19 protein-coding genes are annotated in these 17433 nt (G+C 55.3%); 2 read left to right on the forward strand and 17 right to left on the reverse strand.

Annotated elements, in window-relative coordinates; translation table 11 throughout:
* Nucleotide 1: 1 nt before the first annotated feature.
* The 13 genes from ACXAIA_RS01040 to ACXAIA_RS01100 all read right to left on the reverse strand — a co-directional run bounded on the left by ACXAIA_RS01040 (nt 2) and on the right by ACXAIA_RS01100 (nt 12840).
* On the reverse strand, nt 2–910 hold the full coding sequence (locus ACXAIA_RS01040; RefSeq protein WP_475347708.1) for a FecR family protein: 909 nt from the start codon (nt 908–910) through the stop codon (nt 2–4).
* A 140-nt stretch (nt 911–1050) separates the two neighbouring features.
* Nucleotides 1051–1560, reverse strand: coding sequence for an RNA polymerase sigma factor (locus ACXAIA_RS01045; RefSeq protein ID WP_475343218.1), 510 nt, complete (start codon nt 1558–1560; stop codon nt 1051–1053).
* Between the two features lie 231 nt (nt 1561–1791).
* A complete protein-coding gene (gene trmB, locus ACXAIA_RS01050; RefSeq protein WP_475347709.1) occupies nt 1792–2511 on the reverse strand; it encodes a tRNA (guanine(46)-N(7))-methyltransferase TrmB in 720 nt (239 codons plus the stop codon).
* Between the two features lie 142 nt (nt 2512–2653).
* On the reverse strand, nt 2654–3826 hold the full coding sequence (gene metK, locus ACXAIA_RS01055) for a methionine adenosyltransferase (RefSeq protein ID WP_475347710.1): 1173 nt from the start codon (nt 3824–3826) through the stop codon (nt 2654–2656).
* 307 nt (nt 3827–4133) lie between these two features.
* On the reverse strand, nt 4134–4604 hold the full coding sequence (locus ACXAIA_RS01060; protein WP_475343210.1) for a helix-turn-helix domain-containing protein: 471 nt from the start codon (nt 4602–4604) through the stop codon (nt 4134–4136).
* Nucleotides 4605–4715: 111 nt separating this feature from the next.
* A complete protein-coding gene (gene lnt / locus ACXAIA_RS01065; RefSeq protein ID WP_475347711.1) occupies nt 4716–6293 on the reverse strand; it encodes an apolipoprotein N-acyltransferase in 1578 nt (525 codons plus the stop codon).
* Complete coding sequence (locus ACXAIA_RS01070) at nt 6286–7272, reverse strand: hemolysin family protein (RefSeq protein WP_475347712.1); 987 nt, start codon at nt 7270–7272, stop codon at nt 6286–6288. Before ACXAIA_RS01070 ends, lnt begins: the two co-directional genes overlap by 8 nt.
* Before the next feature lie 45 nt (nt 7273–7317).
* Nucleotides 7318–7914, reverse strand: a complete 597-nt coding sequence (gene ybeY / locus ACXAIA_RS01075) for an rRNA maturation RNase YbeY (RefSeq protein WP_475347713.1) — start codon at nt 7912–7914, stop codon at nt 7318–7320.
* A complete protein-coding gene (locus ACXAIA_RS01080) occupies nt 7898–9001 on the reverse strand; it encodes a PhoH family protein (protein ID WP_475347714.1) in 1104 nt (367 codons plus the stop codon). Before ACXAIA_RS01080 ends, ybeY begins: the two co-directional genes overlap by 17 nt.
* Complete coding sequence (gene miaB, locus ACXAIA_RS01085) at nt 8998–10389, reverse strand: tRNA (N6-isopentenyl adenosine(37)-C2)-methylthiotransferase MiaB (protein ID WP_475347715.1); 1392 nt, start codon at nt 10387–10389, stop codon at nt 8998–9000. Before miaB ends, ACXAIA_RS01080 begins: the two co-directional genes overlap by 4 nt.
* A gap of 169 nt (nt 10390–10558) precedes the next feature.
* Nucleotides 10559–11464, reverse strand: coding sequence for a lysophospholipid acyltransferase family protein (locus ACXAIA_RS01090; protein WP_475343194.1), 906 nt, complete (start codon nt 11462–11464; stop codon nt 10559–10561).
* Complete coding sequence (locus ACXAIA_RS01095; protein WP_475343192.1) at nt 11461–12255, reverse strand: GNAT family N-acetyltransferase; 795 nt, start codon at nt 12253–12255, stop codon at nt 11461–11463. The genes ACXAIA_RS01090 and ACXAIA_RS01095 overlap by 4 nt, the downstream gene beginning before the upstream one ends.
* Nucleotides 12256–12417: 162 nt before the next feature.
* A complete protein-coding gene (locus tag ACXAIA_RS01100; RefSeq protein WP_475343191.1) occupies nt 12418–12840 on the reverse strand; it encodes a Fur family transcriptional regulator in 423 nt (140 codons plus the stop codon).
* Between the two features lie 252 nt (nt 12841–13092).
* Between ACXAIA_RS01100 and ACXAIA_RS01105 the strand changes: the two genes are divergently transcribed.
* A complete protein-coding gene (locus ACXAIA_RS01105; RefSeq protein WP_475347716.1) occupies nt 13093–13341 on the forward strand; it encodes a sulfurtransferase TusA family protein in 249 nt (82 codons plus the stop codon).
* 167 nt (nt 13342–13508) lie between these two features.
* On the opposite strand, the gene rimI is transcribed toward ACXAIA_RS01105, so the two are convergent.
* Nucleotides 13509–14027: a ribosomal protein S18-alanine N-acetyltransferase gene (gene rimI, locus ACXAIA_RS01110; protein WP_475347717.1), complete on the reverse strand. Its 519-nt coding sequence runs from the start codon at nt 14025–14027 to the stop codon at nt 13509–13511.
* The gene (gene tsaB / locus ACXAIA_RS01115; RefSeq protein ID WP_475347718.1) at nt 14024–14773 is read right to left on the reverse strand and encodes a tRNA (adenosine(37)-N6)-threonylcarbamoyltransferase complex dimerization subunit type 1 TsaB; all 750 of its coding nucleotides are present in this window, start codon (nt 14771–14773) and stop codon (nt 14024–14026) included. The genes rimI and tsaB overlap by 4 nt, the downstream gene beginning before the upstream one ends.
* Nucleotides 14774–14843: 70 nt before the next feature.
* On the opposite strand from tsaB, the gene ddpX reads away from it, so the two are divergent.
* A complete protein-coding gene (gene ddpX / locus ACXAIA_RS01120; RefSeq protein WP_475347719.1) occupies nt 14844–15404 on the forward strand; it encodes a D-alanyl-D-alanine dipeptidase in 561 nt (186 codons plus the stop codon).
* 93 nt (nt 15405–15497) lie between these two features.
* On the opposite strand, the gene ACXAIA_RS01125 is transcribed toward ddpX, so the two are convergent.
* Together ACXAIA_RS01125 and ACXAIA_RS01130 are read right to left on the reverse strand one after the other, a co-directional pair.
* Nucleotides 15498–16571, reverse strand: a complete 1074-nt coding sequence (locus tag ACXAIA_RS01125) for an ABC transporter ATP-binding protein (protein ID WP_475347720.1) — start codon at nt 16569–16571, stop codon at nt 15498–15500.
* Nucleotides 16572–16576: 5 nt separating this feature from the next.
* Nucleotides 16577–17431, reverse strand: a complete 855-nt coding sequence (locus tag ACXAIA_RS01130) for a carbohydrate ABC transporter permease (RefSeq protein WP_475347721.1) — start codon at nt 17429–17431, stop codon at nt 16577–16579.
* Between the last annotated feature and the right edge of the window lie 2 nt (nt 17432–17433).

Genomic DNA, 17433 nt, shown 5'->3' on the forward strand with positions numbered 1-17433 from the left:
CTCACACGTCCCGGATAACAGTCAGATAATCGGTGAAACGGGTTACATCGACATGCAAGACATCTGCAAGCACGGGCACGACATCACGCGACCGGTCCAGATCGACGACCAGTGTCACCGGCCGTCTTTTCAGTGCGTCGCCCATAATAACGATCTTGCCCGGCTGCCAGCGCTCAAGCACCGTGGCAACATGCCCAAGCGGTTCGCCCATGAAGATCAATTGACCCTGACGCCAGGCCAGCGCGGATTGCACATCAACCGGATGCGCAGACCTTGAGACACCTGTGGCATCGTATGTGATGGCATTTCCCTGTGCGAGGGTATTGCGCCCACCGGCAATATCGACCACAAGCGGATTGGTTTCGGCGATTGTTGTGACCTCACTATCATAGGCGGCGACATCAAACGTCCCGCCGGTCGACAGGGTTCTGCCGTTACGCGCCCGAACGAAAAAGGCACCATCACTGCCTTCATGTTCGAACCATGCTTCACCCTGATGTATTTCGACCCCGGTCATGCCGCCATCAGAAACGAAAGACAGAATGCTGTTGCTGGCGACAATACTGCGCCCACGTTGTCCGGGGATGCTGATTTCACGTCGCTGACCGGTTTGCGTTCTGATATTGGCCAACGGATGGTAGCGATACGTCCCCCAGCCACCTGCAAGCAGAATGGCAGCCAGAGATCCGCCCAACATGGCGCGCCGCCCAATATGGTTCGAAGACGTGATATTAAGGCTTGAGCTACCACTCCACAGACGCTCGATATCGGCAAATGCCTTTGCATGCGCCGGGTCTTTCGCCACCCATTTCGCAAATTCTTGGCGATCTTCTTCGCTTTCACTGCCATCAAGCAGCAAGGCGAACCAATAGGCTGCTTGCTCTGATACCGGATCTCGCAAAGAGTTCATGCTGTTTGCTCGTGCCATTGTCTGGTTATTTTCAGGTTTCAGCTGTGCTGGGCCGGTTTTCCCGCGTCATTCGAACACAGGGAAAAAATCCGCTCTCTTGGTTTTTAACGAACGAGCCTGCGAGATATCCGAAGTCCCGATCACTTTTTTTCGGCCTGATCCATCGCTTCCTTGATAAGGCCGAGTGCGCGGACCATGCGGCTAAAGGCCGTCTGGCTCGGAATCCCGAGTTTTTCGCCGATCTGCACATATGTCAGACCCTCGATGCGGGCCAGAATGAATACATCTCGCTGATGCTTGGGAAGTTTTTGCAGGATTTTCTGCAATCGTTTCAGTTCCTGACGTGACCATGCGATTTGCTCGGGCGACGGGGTATCGTCTGCCAGCATTTCAAATGCTTTATCCGGATCGGGGACAAAGCTCAGGATCCGTTCACGCCGGAAATGATCAATCACCAGATTATTCGCGGTGCGATACAGATAGGACTTGGCAAAATCCTGTTCAGGCAGTGACGGCGTTGCAATGATGCGCAGGAACGTGTCCTGCACGATGTCGTCTGCCATATGCCATGAAAGCTTGCGCCGCCGCACAAACTGCAGAAGCCGCGTATGGTAGGTACGAAAGAGCTTGTTTACATCCCAATGTGGCACGGGTCGGACCTTTGGACTGATCTGCAAACCGGCATAAAGGTGGGGCCAAAACGTGCCGGTTTGACTTCGACATCAAGAAGATGAGCGACCCACATTATCGCACATGACAATCATTCTCAATAAAATCCTGTTTATGCTGACGTACAGGGGTACAATCATCCCACGTAATCACAAAAAGAAACCCGCCTCAAACGGGCGGGTTTCTCAATATAGATTGTCAGATGGAGTGGTTCAGGCCGCGCGTTTTTTACGACGGAAACGCAGATAGTTGCATTTCTTGCCCTGGCGCAGCGCCTTCTGCTCATAGCGGGTTTTCACCCAGTCGCCGGGTGGGGTGCGCCAGTCATCGGGTCCCTCGGCCAGCCATTCGAAATCCGGGTGGTTGTGCATATGCTGCAGGGTCCAGGAAATATACTGCATATCATCGCTGGCAACCCGGAACTCTGCCCCGTCTTTGAGAAGACGTGCAAGCAGCGCCAGGTTCTTGGGGCCGATAAAGCGGCGTTCTGCGTGGCGTTTCTTGGGCCACGGATCGGGAAACAGCAAAAACGCCCGATCAAAGCAGGCATCGACCAGCTTATAAAGCAGCGGGCGCGAATCATCGGCGATGACACGCACATTGCTGAGGTTGCGCTCATCAAGATGGCGCAGCAGGCTTCCCACCCCGTCCATGAACGGTTCCGCGCCGATGATTCCGACATCCGGATTGGCTTCGGCCTGCCCTGCCAGATGCTCCCCGCCGCCAAAACCGATCTCAAGCCAAAGCTGCTTTGGCTTTGCGCCAAAATAGCTGTTGGGGTCTACCCCAGCCGCATCGGGGTATGTAATCCCGATTTCAGGCAGCATGGCATCGACAAGGGCCTTACGGGAATCCTTGAGCGGGCGGCTGCCGCGACGGCCATAGAAATTTGGTCGGTCAGCGGTCGGAATCGGGCGGTCTTTGTTGCGCATGGTCGTTTCTGTCGATCAGGGTCGGATAAAGGGTCGGGTCGTCTGAAAATCAAAACGGGCGGCCCGATTTTTTCGGGCCGCCCGCCTCTTATCACGTCATGCGATTTTGGCAAATCGCACTTTTCAACGCGTTTTCTGCCAATCAGGCACCGAAGGCCGATTTCAGTTCGCTAACCAGATCGGTGCGCTCCCAGGAGAAGCCACCATCGTCGGTCGGCTGACGGCCAAAGTGGCCATAAGCAGAAGACGGCGTGTAGATCGGACGGCAGAGCGAAAGATGCTCACGGATGCCACGCGGGCTGAGATCCATCAGCTGACGCAGAACGTCACCCAGCTTCAGCTCATCAACATTACCGGTATCATGGTTGTTGACATAAAGTGCCAGTGGCTTGGACACGCCGATCGCATAGGCAAGCTGGATGGTGCATTTTTCAGCAAGACCAGCTGCCACGACGTTCTTTGCAAGATAACGCGCAGCATAAGCCGCCGAACGGTCAACCTTGGTCGGGTCTTTGCCCGAGAACGCGCCACCACCATGCGGGGCCGCACCACCATAGGTATCCACGATGATTTTACGACCGGTAAGACCGGCGTCACCATCAGGACCACCAATAACGAAACGACCCGTCGGGTTGATGTAGATTTCATCTGCCGGTGGCAGCCAACCTTCCGGAAGGGCGGCTTCGACATATGGCAGAACCAGTTCGCGGACGGCGTCCTGGGTCAGACCATCGGCATGTTGGGTCGAAACAACCACAGAGGTCGCTGCAACCGGCTTGCCATTGGCATAACGCAGGGTGACCTGGCTTTTGGCATCCGGGCCGAACTGCGGGGCTTTGCCCGAGTGACGGTCCGCAGCCATGGCACGCAAGATACGGTGCGAAAACTGGATCGGTGCGGGCATAAGTTCATCCGTTTCGTCACAAGCGTAACCAAACATGATGCCCTGGTCGCCAGCGCCAAGGTCTTTTTCACCAGCGGAATCCACACCCTGTGCGATGTCTACGGACTGTTCGTGCACATGGCAGTCGATTTCAGCCGTCTCCCAATGGAAGCCATCCTGCTCGTAGCCGATGTCACGGATTGCCTGGCGGGCCTTTTCGATCATGACCTCTTTGGTCACGCTCTCGGGGCCACGTACTTCGCCTGCTAGGACCACACGGTTGGTAGTAGCAAGCGTTTCAACAGCAACGCGCGAATCTTCATCCGCAGCAAGAAAAGCATCAACGATGGAATCGGAAATGCGGTCACAGACTTTGTCCGGATGACCTTCCGAGACGGATTCACTGGTAAATAGATAATCGGAAAGAGACATATAAGACCTTCTCCGGTAATGGGTTTCCAAAACTGGACCGGAGGGCTCCCGATACGAGGCCGTATCGTTAGCGCCCACTTAGCCTTTTTTTGTGTGGTGGCAAGCGGTCCAAATCCGTCCACATTGATCAGTTCTTGAGCGAACTGTCTTATCGGTTGTGCCTGATCGCTCTGTGAAGGTCAAGCATCATTGCCGCAAAACTGTAACCCGAAAGACCTTGTTTCGGCGAAGGTTATGGGCAAAAGACAAAGACGTGATTCACTGCATGCAAACCACGTCTTGTGCCCAAATCGTCCGGTCAATCGGGTTATTTCTGATCGGAATCAGTGCCCTGCAATGCACCCATCGATTTGACGAGTTCAAAGATTTTCTTGCGCTGGTTCGGATCGGTAATCCGGTAGTAGGCACGCACCAGCTCCAACGTTTCACGACGGTTCATCGGGTCGTTGTCGAACGGGTCCGGGCTTTCAGACATTTCACGACGTTCATGCACCGATTTCGATGAAATCTCGTCAGGCATGTCGTCAAAGAAGAATGATACAGGCACGTCAAGAACGCGTGACAGGTCATACAGACGCGACGCACCAACACGGTTGGCACCACGTTCATATTTCTGCACTTGCTGGAACGTCAGGCCGATTGCTTCGCCAAGCTTTTCCTGGCTCATGCCAAGAAGTGTCCTGCGCAGGCGAACACGTGCACCAACGTGAATATCGACAGGATTTGGGGCGCCACTTGCAGTCCGGCCACGACCCCGACCGCGTGTGTTCTTTACCATCGTGTTTTCATCCTTAGGCGACATTTAAGGTAGTTCCTTCTTTCACTCCGACCTATCCGTCCGTGATTTTGTGGGACAATTTCCGGACGGTTTGGCAAATTTTTCAGCCGCCTAGAGGGATTTTAATTTGCGTCTATATCCCATAGCGAGAACGGCGAAGAAGGTAACAATACCGTAAAATAGCAAGTCACGCCACAAATAATATACTGTTGTATGGTTTTTATCGCTCAAAAGGGGGAGCAGAAGGGTAGCCCTCTCCCGTAAGGGCAGGTCTGCAACCTTACGCCCGTAGGCGTCAAAGACTACCGATACTCCTGTATAGGCTGCCCGCACCAATGGCCGACCCTCCTCCAGAGTCCGGAAACGGGCTGCTGCCATATGCTGATATGGGCCTGCGCTGCGACCAAACCACCCGTCATTGGTCAGATTTAACAACCAATCGGGCTGATCTGTGACATCGATCACCGCGCCGGGGAAGATGACTTCGTAGCAAATCAGCGGCGAAAAGCTTGGCAGCCCATTGACCGACAGCGTCTGGGGGCCCGGTCCGGCGGAAAAATCGGTTCGCCCTTCGGTCAGCTTGGGAAAAGGCAAGATCGAACGAAACGGCACATATTCGCCGAATGGCACCAGATGAAACTTGTCAAAGCTCGCGACAATTTGACCACTGGCATCAATCACCTGAATGGCATTCCAGACCTTGTATTCATCGGTATCGCGGGGATAGGTGCGCGGCGCCCCGGTAATCAGGATGTCATTCGGCCCAAGAATGTTGGCCATGTCCATACGGGCGTGGGTCTGGGTTTCAACAAAAAAGGTCGCAGCCGTTTCCGGCCAAATAACAATGCGCTTTTGATCCGGGCGCAAATCGTCCGGGCGGCGCGACATTTCAAGCAACAGGGAAAAATGCTGGTTTTGCAGTTCCGGGCGCCATTTTTCCCGTTGGGCAATATTGGGCTGAACAATCTGCAGGATTGGAACGTCACTCGGTAAATCCGATAGCACGACATCGAATGTATCCGGGCCTGCCATCATCAGGCGCACCGTACCGCCACCCCACAATGCAACCGCAATCATCACCCCACCCAAGGCGGCCATTTTTCCCTGCTTTCCGGCAATGAAGGCCGCAGGCAAGGTCGCAAACAGTGCGGTAACAAAAGAAAGGCCATAAACCCCGACGACCGAGGCAAACTGCATCGGGGCGGCATCAATCGCCCAGACATGGCCCAGAAGGTTCCAGGGAAAACCGGTCAAAACATGACCGCGCAGATATTCCACCACCGCCCAGAACACGGCGAGCAGCGCCGCCCGACGGATCAGACCATCGCCAAGACGCCAGCTTGCCCAGACCGCCAGCATCGGGAAAATCGCAAGTCCCCCACCAAGCCCAAGTAGGGCAAACGGAATCATCCAGCCATAAACTTCCGGCTGTACCAAAAAGGCATGACTGACCCAGTAAAAGCCTGCCGCAAAGTGGCCGGTACCAAACCACCAACCAGCCGAAAGCGCACCCTTGTTGCAGCGAACGCCTTCAAGGCTCCATAGAAGAACGGCAAAACAGACCGGCAAAACAGGGATGATAAAGAAGGGCGGCAGGGCCAAAACCGCCACCGCCCCGGATAACAACCAGACAAAACGCCTGCGCCAGCCCGAAAGACCGGCAAACCGGCGCGCCATGGCTTCAATCATCCGTTTTTTCCTGCGTTTCTGTGCCCTCGACCTCGGCAGCGGTTTGATCGTCCCGCCGCACCATGTGAATGCGCAGACGGCGAATGCGCCGTGGATCGGCATCAAGAACTTCAAACTGAATGCCGCTTGGATGTTCGATCAACTCGCCCCGTGCCGGAACACGCCCAGCGAGCGAGAAGACAAGACCACCAAGCGTATCGATGTCTTCGTCTTCATCCTCATCGAGCAAGCCAAAGGACAGCTTTTCTTCAAGGTCCTCGACCTCAAAACGCGCATCGGCAATATAACACCCGTCCGAAAGACGGATCAGTTTGGGGGTCTGATCGATGTCGTGCTCGTCATCAATCTCACCGACGATTTCCTCGACCAGGTCCTCGATCGTGATCAGGCCATCAATGCCGCCGAACTCATCAACCACAAGCGCCATGTGGGTTCGCGACAGCCGCATTTCCGAAAGCAAATCCAGTACCCGAATGGCCGGCGAAACGAATAGTACCCGACGCAGCAATGACTGCAGGCTAAACTCGCGACCGGCGGCAACACAGCCCAGCACATCCTTGATATGCACCATGCCGGCAATGTCATCGAGGGTGTCACCATAAACCGGCAGACGGGAATGGGCCTTCGTGACCATTGCATCGACCAGGTCCTGCAGCTCGATATTCTTGGGCACCGCCACAATATCGGCACGTGGGATCATGACGTCCTCTGCCGTCATGTCACGAAGGGCAATAATGTTTTCAAACAGGGAACGTTCGTGCAGCGAGACCGGCTCGTCATCTTCTTCGGTCCGCTCGGCAAGTTCTTCGAGCGTATCAGAAAGCGATGCTTCGCCATTGCGCGACTTGCCCCGCTTCAACCCCAGGGCAGAGGCCACATTGTCCCATAAGGAGCCGTTTTCGGCGTCCTGATTTATATCCTCGCCGTTGCGAGGGCGCATACTCTCGTGGTCGTCGTCGCGTTGACTAGAGTCGTTCATGGGTCGGTTTCGACATCCTTTTGTTCAAACAAACCGGTTACTGGGTCAAGTTATCGTTGGGTCATCTTCAATCGGCGCATAGGGATCATCGATCCCGAGTCCGGCAAGAATTTGGCGTTCAAGCTCTTCCATCTCTTCGGCTTCATCATCAACCATATGATCGTAACCGACAAGATGTAGCGTGCCATGAACCGCAAGATGAACCAGATGATTTTTCAATGGCTTTTGCTGTTCGATGGCTTCACGGGCACAGGTTTCGCGCGCAATCACGATATCACCGAGCATCAAGGGCATGTCCGGCGCCATCATGAAGGCCTCAGCATCCTCGGCACTTTCAAGGGCGGCAAAGGACAACACATTGGTCGGCTTGTCCTTTTCACGGTAGTCACGGTTCAGGACCTGAACCGATGCATCATCGGAAAGCCGCACCCCAAGTTCGATCACCGGCGCAACAGATAAAAGCGATGCGCCATCGCCTTCGTCCTTTGTGCCATCACTCGGAACAGCGTTGTCATCCCAAAGCGCGCCATCGGAAAGCGCACCATCAAGGGTCGCGATCACGGCGGCTTCGATTGCCGCAACCTCTTCGCTTTGCCAGTCGCCTGCTTCGACCTCAAGGTCCAGTTCAAGCGGTGCTGTCATCGCCCGCATCCTTGGCTGCACTGTCCTTTTCGCCGCGATAGCCTTTTTTCAGACGATCACGCAGGGCATCAGCCGCGTCATAGGCCTGCACAATCCGGGTCACAAGGTGATGGCGCACGACATCGCGCTGATCAAACTTGATCGTTGCAACCCCTTTGACATCGCCAATAGTTTCAAGCGCATCGCGCAAACCCGACTTGGTGCCGTCTGGCAAGTCGATCTGGGTCATGTCACCGGTCACGACCATGCGCGATCCTTCACCCAGACGGGTCAGGAACATTTTCATCTGCATGGGCGTGGTGTTCTGGGCTTCGTCCAGAATGACAAAGGCATGCGACAGTGTGCGACCACGCATGAATGCCAGCGGGGCGACTTCGATCTCGCCACTTTCCATGCGTTTTATCACGACATCACCCGGAAGCGTGTCATGCAGCGCGTCATAAAGCGGGCGCAGATACGGATCGACCTTGTCTTTCAGATCACCAGGCAGGAACCCAAGGCGTTCACCGGCTTCGACCGCCGGACGGGACAGGATGATGCGATCCACCTGACCAAGGATAAAAGCCTGCACCGCCATCGCGACCGCAAGATAGGTCTTGCCGGTACCGGCCGGGCCAATGCCAAAGATCAGCTCGTTATCAAGGATCGCCTCGACATAGTCTTTCTGGCGTTTGGAACGCGGGGAGATACGGCGCTTCTTGGTCTGGATCGTCAGACGCGAACCCCCAAACATGTCCTTGGTCTGGCCGCTCCATGGATCGGCATCGTCCGGCTCGGAAAGGCGCACGGCACCGTCCACTGTTTCGACATCGATATGATCGATTTCCTTATCACGCAAACGCGCATACAGCTGGGCAAGAACCTTTTTGACCTGGGCGACCTTGGCCGGATCACCGGCCAGCATCACCACCAGCCCGCGGCTGGAAACCTGAACCCCGGTGCGTTCAGACAGCCGTGTCAGGTTTTCGGCCTGCGGTCCGTACAAAACCTGCGCAAGCGCGTTGTCCTGAAACTCGATCTGATCGGAATCCTTGGGGGCATGTTTGGTTTTGCTGTTGGTCTTGCTTTTCGTGGGGGTGCCGCTCACGCAACGTTCCTTTCAGATTTCTGGTCGCTACGGGTGGCGTCGACCAGTTCGCCGCCAAGGGAATTAGGCAGCGCTTCATTGATTTTCAAGCGCACAATCTGTCCAAGTGCTGATTCCGGCAAACCGCTGACATGGACCGGCTGCATATAGGGGCTTTTGCCCACCAGCTGGCCTTCATATTTGCCACGCCGTTCCAGAAGAACATCCATCTCCTTGCCGACGCTGTTCTGGTTAAATGTCAGTTGCTGTTCAGCCAGAAGTGCTTGCAGACGCATGATGCGTTCGGTTTTGACTTTTTCGGGTACCTGCAATTCCATTGCCGATGCCGGGGTGCCCGGACGCGGGCTGTATTTAAAGCTGAAAGCCTGAATAAAGGTGATATCGCGGACGATTTCCATCGTGTCTTCGAAATCCTTGTCGGATTCGCCGGGGAACCCGACGATAAAGTCCGATGACAGCGCAAGGTCCGGGCAGGCATCCTTCAGCCGTTTGGCGATCTCGCGGTAGTCCTCGTTGGTATGCTTGCGGTTCATCGCCTGCAAAACCCGGTCGCCCCCCGCCTGAACCGGCAGATGCAGGAACGGCATCAGCTTTTTCAGATCGCGATGGGCAGAAATCAGGTCTTCATCCACATCGCGCGGATGCGACGTCGTGTAACGAATGCGATCCAGCCCGTCGATTTCGGCAAGCTCGCGCAACAAGCGGCCAAGCGTCCATTCCCCGCCATTGGGGGCCTCACCGTGATAGGCATTCACATTCTGCCCCAGAAGGGTCAGCTCACGCGTGCCCTGGGCCACCAACTGCTTGGCTTCGCGGATGACATCGGCACCAGGGCGTGAATATTCCGCCCCACGGGTATAGGGCACCACACAGAAGGTACAGAACTTGTCGCAGCCTTCCTGAATGGCGAGAAACGCCGAATAGCCCTGTTTTGAAACCTGCTCTGGCAGGTGATCGAATTTTTCCTCGGCCGGAAAATCGGTATCAACGATGCGATTGCGGCCAACCGCGCGGTTGGCGCGCGCAACCATTTCCGGCAGGCGATGATAGGTCTGCGGACCAAACACCATGTCGACCATGGGTTCGCGCTTCATCAATTCCGCGCCTTCGGCCTGGGCCACACAGCCCGCTACCGCGACAATCATCTTGTCGCCGCCCTGGGCTTCTTTGGCTTCCTTGTGCTTGCGCACGCGCCCCAGATCGGAAAACACCTTTTCGGCAGCCTTTTCGCGAATATGGCAGGTATTGAGGATGACCATATCGGCCCCCTCGGCACTGTCGACCGACTGGTAACCCAGTGGCGCCAGAACATCCTGCATGCGCTGACTGTCATAGACATTCATCTGACAGCCATAGGTTTTTACAAAAAGTTTCTTCGCTTCCGTCACGCCAGATCCGTTTCGCTCTCTCAAAACGCCGAAAAGCGGTGTGATCGCTCACACCGCGCTTGAGTTCCGCATACGCACTCACCGGAACCCGTCGGACATCTCGTTATCTGAAATCCCGGTCAGGTGAAACCGAATTTCACATCAACCGGTGCATTATACGGCAAAACGGTCAGGAGCCGAACTGTCGATCCGGACCAAACAGTCGAAAATCTTCCGAAATGATCGCAAGTGGCGAGCTGCCAATCAGTTCACCGGACAGATCGCTGTCAATCAACTGAACCGGCACACCCTGATGCAGACCACGCAAAGCTGCCTGATGTCCCTGGGCAACGCGGGTTTCACACATCCGGGCAAGCTCCTTGCGCGACCCGGCTGCATCTGCCAGCGTCACGGGCGGATGGACCACAATCTCCACCGTCACCTTGCCGAGCGCGAGAAACTGCCACAAATGCGGGGCCAAGTCCATATCCCCGTACCAGGAATAAAACGCCCGCAAATCACGGCCAATCGGCGCCCCGTCAAGACGGGTGGCGGCAATCGAAATCGGCTGGAAGCGCACTGGTGACCCGTCAGGCATCACCCGCTCGGCCGAGGCAAACAGCGTTGATTTGAACGGCAACACCCGGTTGCCATCATTGCTGGTGCCTTCCGGGAACAGGATCAGCTTGTCACCATTGCCCAAGCGTTGGCTGAGCTGATCATTCTGTTCACGGGAGCGCGCCGCGCGACGTTCGATGAACGTAGTGCGCGACAGTTTGGCAAGCAAACCAAAGACCGGCCAGTCGGCGACTTCGGTCTTGGCAATAAAGCTGCCCCGCGTTAAAGCACCGAGTACCGGGATATCAAGATAAGATGCGTGATTGGCGACGATCACGCCGGGCCCGTCCATCATATCAACGCCGGAAACCCGGACCTCGATATGTAGGATGCGCAGGCAAAGCGCGTGATAGAAGCGCGGTAATTCATCAGCCAGTTTCAATCGCGCGGCAATTGCCACCATCTGAACCGGCAACAGAACCAGCGTCAGAAGCGCATAGGCCATCAGGCGGATGGCAGCACACACATAGCAGTTCACGATACCCTCGCGGTACGTTCGTAATGCTTGTAATAGCGATCGGTGACCTTTTCGGTCGGCAACACGATGCAAATATCGGTGGTGTTGAATTGATGATCAATCACCGCCCCGTCACCAACGAAACCACCCAGCCGCAGATAACCTTTGATCAGCGGCGGCAGATCGCGCAGCGCCTGGCGCTGGTCAATGCCGTCGATCTCGGCGCGCATCATCGGCTCGTAGCGATCGGCAATCGCGCGCGGGCGCATGTCTTCGGGGGCAAGGTGATTGTGATGCAGGTACGTCAGCACATCCTTGAAGGCATCCGGGTCCGTCCCGTGGAAAGACGCACAGCCAAACATCAATTTGATGTCGTATTTGAAAACATAGGCCGCGATCCCCTGCCACAAAAGCTGCAAGGTCGGCATGGTGCGGTATTCGGCTTCGACACAGGAACGACCCAGCTCCATGATTTCGCCGGTTTCCTTCACCGCATTGAGCATGCTTTCGATGTGGTATTCGTCCGCGCTGTAAAAGCCGCCATGTTCATTGGCAACCGACTGGCGCAGCAAACGATAGGTGCCCACAACCGCATCGGCACCAACGCCGCGGCTGTGATCAAGAACAAGCAGATGGTCGCACAGCGGATCATAGTGATCGAAGTCGCGCTTTTCGGCCGCCATTTCGTCGCTTGGTTTCGCGCCGCGCTCTTCATAGAACACTTTATAGCGGAGCTTCTGGCTGGCGAGAATTTCATCCTGATTCTCGGCGAGGCGCACCTCAAGCCGCTGAAGCTGTTTTTCGTCACGCATGACAACACCCTTTCGTTCAACTGCACGGATTTTGCGCAAGAACAGCGTGAAGAGCGAGTGAAGGCTTTGTGAAGAACAGGTAACAAAAATATGAAGGCCACTTGCCGAGATCAGCAAGTGGCCTTGAAAATCAGAAGTCGCGTGCGCGATTGAACGGAAGAATTACTTGCCGTCTTTCAAAGGAACACCATAAAGCTCAAGACGATGGCCAACCAGGCGGAAGCCCAGTTCGTTGGCGATCTCTTCCTGAAGCTTTTCGATTTTTTCGTTCGAAAACTCGATCACCTCGCCCGAGCGCATGTCGATCAGATGATCGTGATGCTCTTCGGTCAATTCCTCGTAACGGGCCCGACCGTCACCGAAATCGTGCTTTTCAAGGATGTCGGCCTCTTCGAACAGGCGCACGGTGCGATACACGGTCGCAATCGAAATCTTCGGATCGATTTCGGTCGCCCGACGATAAACCAGTTCGACGTCCGGGTGGTCTTCGGACTCAGAAAGTACACGGGCAATCACCCGGCGTTGGCCGGTCATTTTAAGACCCGCGTCGATGCATTTCTGCTCGATAGTTGATTCTGCAAGCATTGTCTTGTTTCTCGTTTCCGTTTCCGGTTCCACCTGTCCCCAGCCGAGACGTGTCTCAAGCGTCGATCTCTTGTGGCTAAATATCGAAAAATCCGCCACATATCGCAAGGTCGAATTCGCGATAAATTCCGCTTCCTGTAAATCGCCGGTATCAATCACCAACAATCACAATCATATCGGCATTCTCGTGGCCACTTGCCACCCGCGATGAAGGACGCTACTTCAAAGTCACGCATCAAGGCAGGAGACCGCATGGCCACCACAATCCCGGACCAGAAACTAGACATCACTTCCGATGTCTGCCCGATGACATTTGTGCGCACCCGCCTCAAACTCGAAACCATGACACCCGGTCAGGTTCTTGAAGTTACCCTTGGCGCAGGAGAGCCGCTTAAAAACGTTCCGCGCTCGGTAACCGAGATGGGCGACGAAGTCATCGAACTGGTCGAAATCGCTGACACACCGGGCACCTACCGGCTTACAATCCGCAAGGGATCGTGAAACCGCCAGTTCCAATGCAGGCTTACACTACAACAGGTTGGCGTTCAAAACCACACTATTTATGTGGATATAGCGGATTAAAATTACTCCAAATTGCCTAAGACCCTATTGGGAAACCAAACTTCCTATCATATGTCGGATCGCAAATCCGTGGGCCCGAAAATCTTCTAGAGCAAACGTTCAAGAACCAGTGCGTCAACTTTACGCCCGTCCTGGCGGGCATAATAGCCTTTGCGGCGTCCGACCTCGGCAAAACCGTTCTGCCGATAAAGCGCAATCGCGCCGTCATTATCGACCGCCACTTCCAGCGACATGCGGGTTACCCCCGCTTCCTGCAGGCGCTCCTCAACGGCTTTCAGGAGTGCCCGTCCAACCCCCATCCGGCGCGCATCGGGATCGACCGTAATGGTATTGATTTCCGCTTCGTCCAGAACGGTTTGCATCAGAACAAAGCCAAGTGGTTCGTCCTGGGCATTTTGCGCCGGATCACCGGGACGATACGCCAAAATGCCAAAGGCACCAGGCACATCAAGCAGGCGAATGATCGCGTCCGAGTCCCACGCATCCTCAAACCCCTTGGCATGCAGCGCACTGGCCACCGACGCAAAGGCTGCTGTTAGCGGCACCACTGCAATATCCGGGGTGTCGCCATCAGAACGGCCATCGGTGGGGCTGGGTGGGGTCATTTCTTTTTCTGCGGCCCCTGATCTTCGATGCGTCGTGCATCGGGGGCCCGCAGATAAAGTGGCACCGGCGCCAGATTTTCTTCGCTTTCCCAGCGTTCCGCCGCGATCCGTGCCACATTCCCCGCCCGTGGCAGACCGGGGGCGGTGCAATCATAAAACGCATCCGGGGCATGTGCAGCCGCGGTCAAAAGACGCGGGGTCGCATCACCGGCCAACAACGTATCACCCGGCGGCGCCATCATCAGCGCCTGACGCGGCGCGACACATTCCGGGGTACTGAGCGGGCGTTTCTTACCATCAAAGGCCTGGGCGAAAATCTCGTTTCGTTTGCTATCAAGCGCGACCAGGATATTGCGACCCTGCTGATCGCGCTCGGACACGCCATAGGCCACCGCTTCAAGCGAACTGACCCCGACCACCGGGATCTTGCGCGCCAGACCAAGGGCGCGCGCGGTCGAAAGGCCGATGCGCATGCCGGTAAAAGCACCCGGCCCCACCGTTACGGCGATGCCATCAAGATCGCCAAAATCGACTTTGGCGACCTCTAGGCTTTTGGCGATAAAGCCGATTAAATGTTCGGCCTGACCGCGTTCCATATCTTCATAGAGCTCGCCCTTGACCGCGCCATCAATCAGAACCGCAGTCGACAGCGACGTTGAGGCGGTATCAATCGCCAAAATCGTCGGCCCGGACCTTTCGGCCTTTGGCTTTGCCGCATCGGATGCGCTATGGTCGGCCTTATCCAATCGGTGCGACTGTCCAGTCAGCATTTTCTTTATGTAATCGGTGAACGACAAGAACAGGGGGCCTCCGGCGATGGCGCTGGTCGAAATTACGCCACAAGAATATGATGTCGAAATTGATATCGTCTATGCCACGGATCGCAATTTCACCGGGGCACCGATTTATACACGACCTGCCTGCTATCTTCATGCGGATGCGGCCAAGTGCCTGAAAAAGGCCTCTGCCATGGCGCGCCGTCAGGGTGTGAAGCTCCGCATTCTTGATGCATTCCGGCCCCAGGAAGCACAACGTGCGCTTTGGAACCATACGCCCAACCCCGATTTCGTCGCCCATCCGGATTTCGGATCGCCACATGGTCGTGGTGTGGCCATTGATCTAACCCTGATTGATCAAAACGGCAAGGAACTGGATATGGGGGCAGGGTTTGATGAAATGCATATCCGCTCCTATCACGGGTCTGATCTGATCTCCAAACAGGCCGAAGCCAACCGGTTTTTGCTGCTCGGTATCATGGTCAGTTCAGGGTTTGAATATTATGATCACGAATGGTGGCACTATCAGCTGCCCAATGCGCGCGTGCTCTATCCGCTGTTTTCCGACAGCTCGCTGCCCGAACCAATGATGATCAAATAAGCAAAACGGCGGTGCACTACGACGCCACCATTATCCAATATCCAGGATTGAGGGAAATTCAGTACGCCGATCAATCCGTCATTCAGACCCACCTTACAAAAGGGCCCGGCCATTTTGCCGATCAAAAAGTGACATTCGCGCACCATCAATCACAACCCCGATATTCGTATTCGGCTTGAAATACTGTTCCGGTCCGCTTCGTGCCGTCATCTCCGTGCCCGCAACCGCAAGACGCACATACTGATCAGGACCGGTCGGCTCTGCCAAAACCACTCGTGCGGAAATTCCGGCATCATCAAACATCAGATGTTCCGGTCGTGCCCCCAATGTCATCGAACGCCCAACCATTTCATTTGCCTGGGCAGGCACATCGACCAGCGGCAATTTGCCTTTGCCAGTATCGAAGAACATTTGATCGCCTTCGCGCACCAATGCCCCATCAACGAAATTCATTGTCGGTGCACCGACAAAACTGGCGACAAAGCGGTTTGCCGGACGGCGATACACATTTTCCGGGGTGTCGGCCTGCTGAATGCTGCCCCGATCCAGCACGACAACCTTGGTTGCCAGTGTCATTGCCTCGATCTGATCGTGGGTGACATAGACAATCGTCCGACCAAGACGTTCGTGCAAACGCTTGAGCTCGATCCGCATATCCGCACGCAGCTTGGCATCAAGGTTCGATAGCGGCTCATCAAAGAGGAAAACAGCGGGTTCGCGGACAAGGGCCCTACCAATCGCGACACGTTGTTGCTGCCCACCCGAAAGCTGGGACGGCTTGCGATCCAGAAGCGGCGTGATCTGCAAAAGCTCGGCAACTTCGCTTACCCGATCTTCGATCTCAGACTTGGGCATCCCTGCCATCTTAAGGCCAAAGCCGATATTTTTGCGCACCGACATCGTCGGATAAAGTGCGTAGGACTGAAATACCATCGCGATATCGCGTTCATCGGGCTCAAGCCTGGTCACGTCACGCCCGTTAATTTCGATGAATCCCGCTGTTACCGGCTCCAACCCCGCAATCATGTTCAGCAAAGTCGACTTTCCGCACCCCGATGGACCCAGCAACACCAGAAAATCACCGTCGGCAACCTCCAGATCGATGTTTTCCATAACCGTGATCCCGGCATAGGCCTTTGTCACATTGCGAAGTTCGACGCCATTCATTCCCGTTATCCTTTCACTGCACCCGCAGCAATACCGCGTACAAACAGCCGCCCCGAAAGCAGATAAACCGCCAGTGTAGGCAAGGCCGTCAGCATGGTTGCAGCCATATCAACATTGTATTCCTTCTCGCCGAACTGTGATCCGACAAGGTTGTTCAGTGCCACTGTCATCGGCTGACCCGAACGTCCGCCAAATGTCAGCCCCAACAGGAAATCGTTCCAGATATAGGTAAATTGCAAAATCATCGCGACACCAAGGATCGGCAACGACAATGGCAACATCACATGCCAGAACAATCGCCAGAACCCGGCCCCGTCAATGCGGGCCGCCTTCAAAAGATCCTGCGGAACGGTTTTAAAGAAGTTGCGAAACATCATCGTGGTAAACGCAACACCCCAGATGACATGCACCAGAATTAGACCCGGAATGGACCCGAAGATCCCCAACTCGCGGATCATGATGATCAGCGGATAAAGCGTTACTTGCGGGGGAATGAACATCCCGACCAGAAGGGCAGCAAACATCACATTCGCCCCCTTCATCTTCCAAACAGCCAACGAATAGCCCGTCACCGCCCCGAGCCCGACAGACAGGAACAAGGCCGGGATGACGATCTGTACCGAAGTCATGAACGAAGATGACAACCCGCCGCATTTTTCGCCAAGTGTCTTCGTACAGTCACCGAACCAGGCTTTGCTCCAGGCGGCAAAGCTTGGGTCTGCCGGCAGGGTAAAGATGCTGCCGTTTCTGATTTCATCCATTGATTTCAGTGATGTCGAAATCATGATGAAAACCGGGGCCATGATCATAATGGCCGCCAGGCAAAGCAATCCGTAAAGGGCCCATCGATTATATCGCATGA

This window comes from Thalassospira sp. ABL2_045 (assembly GCF_056161285.1).

Coding starts and splice junctions, on each gene's coding strand:
- trmB (WP_475347709.1), bottom strand. CDS start 2,511: ATGCGCAACAAAGACCGCCCGATTCCGACCGCTGACCGACCAAATTTC.
- ACXAIA_RS01070 (WP_475347712.1), bottom strand. CDS start 7,272: ATGAACGACTCTAGTCAACGCGACGACGACCACGAGAGTATGCGCCCT.
- ACXAIA_RS01100 (WP_475343191.1), bottom strand. CDS start 12,840: ATGCTTGCAGAATCAACTATCGAGCAGAAATGCATCGACGCGGGTCTT.
- metK (WP_475347710.1), bottom strand. CDS start 3,826: ATGTCTCTTTCCGATTATCTATTTACCAGTGAATCCGTCTCGGAAGGT.
- ACXAIA_RS01040 (WP_475347708.1), bottom strand. CDS start 910: ATGAACTCTTTGCGAGATCCGGTATCAGAGCAAGCAGCCTATTGGTTC.
- ACXAIA_RS01095 (WP_475343192.1), bottom strand. CDS start 12,255: ATGCGTGACGAAAAACAGCTTCAGCGGCTTGAGGTGCGCCTCGCCGAG.
- lnt (WP_475347711.1), bottom strand. CDS start 6,293: ATGATTGAAGCCATGGCGCGCCGGTTTGCCGGTCTTTCGGGCTGGCGC.
- rimI (WP_475347717.1), bottom strand. CDS start 14,027: ATGACCCCACCCAGCCCCACCGATGGCCGTTCTGATGGCGACACCCCG.
- ACXAIA_RS01060 (WP_475343210.1), bottom strand. CDS start 4,604: ATGGTAAAGAACACACGCGGTCGGGGTCGTGGCCGGACTGCAAGTGGC.
- ACXAIA_RS01125 (WP_475347720.1), bottom strand. CDS start 16,571: ATGAATGGCGTCGAACTTCGCAATGTGACAAAGGCCTATGCCGGGATC.
- ACXAIA_RS01105 (WP_475347716.1), top strand. CDS start 13,093: ATGGCCACCACAATCCCGGACCAGAAACTAGACATCACTTCCGATGTC.
- ACXAIA_RS01130 (WP_475347721.1), bottom strand. CDS start 17,431: ATGCGATATAATCGATGGGCCCTTTACGGATTGCTTTGCCTGGCGGCC.
- ddpX (WP_475347719.1), top strand. CDS start 14,844: ATGGCGCTGGTCGAAATTACGCCACAAGAATATGATGTCGAAATTGAT.
- ybeY (WP_475347713.1), bottom strand. CDS start 7,914: ATGACAGCACCGCTTGAACTGGACCTTGAGGTCGAAGCAGGCGACTGG.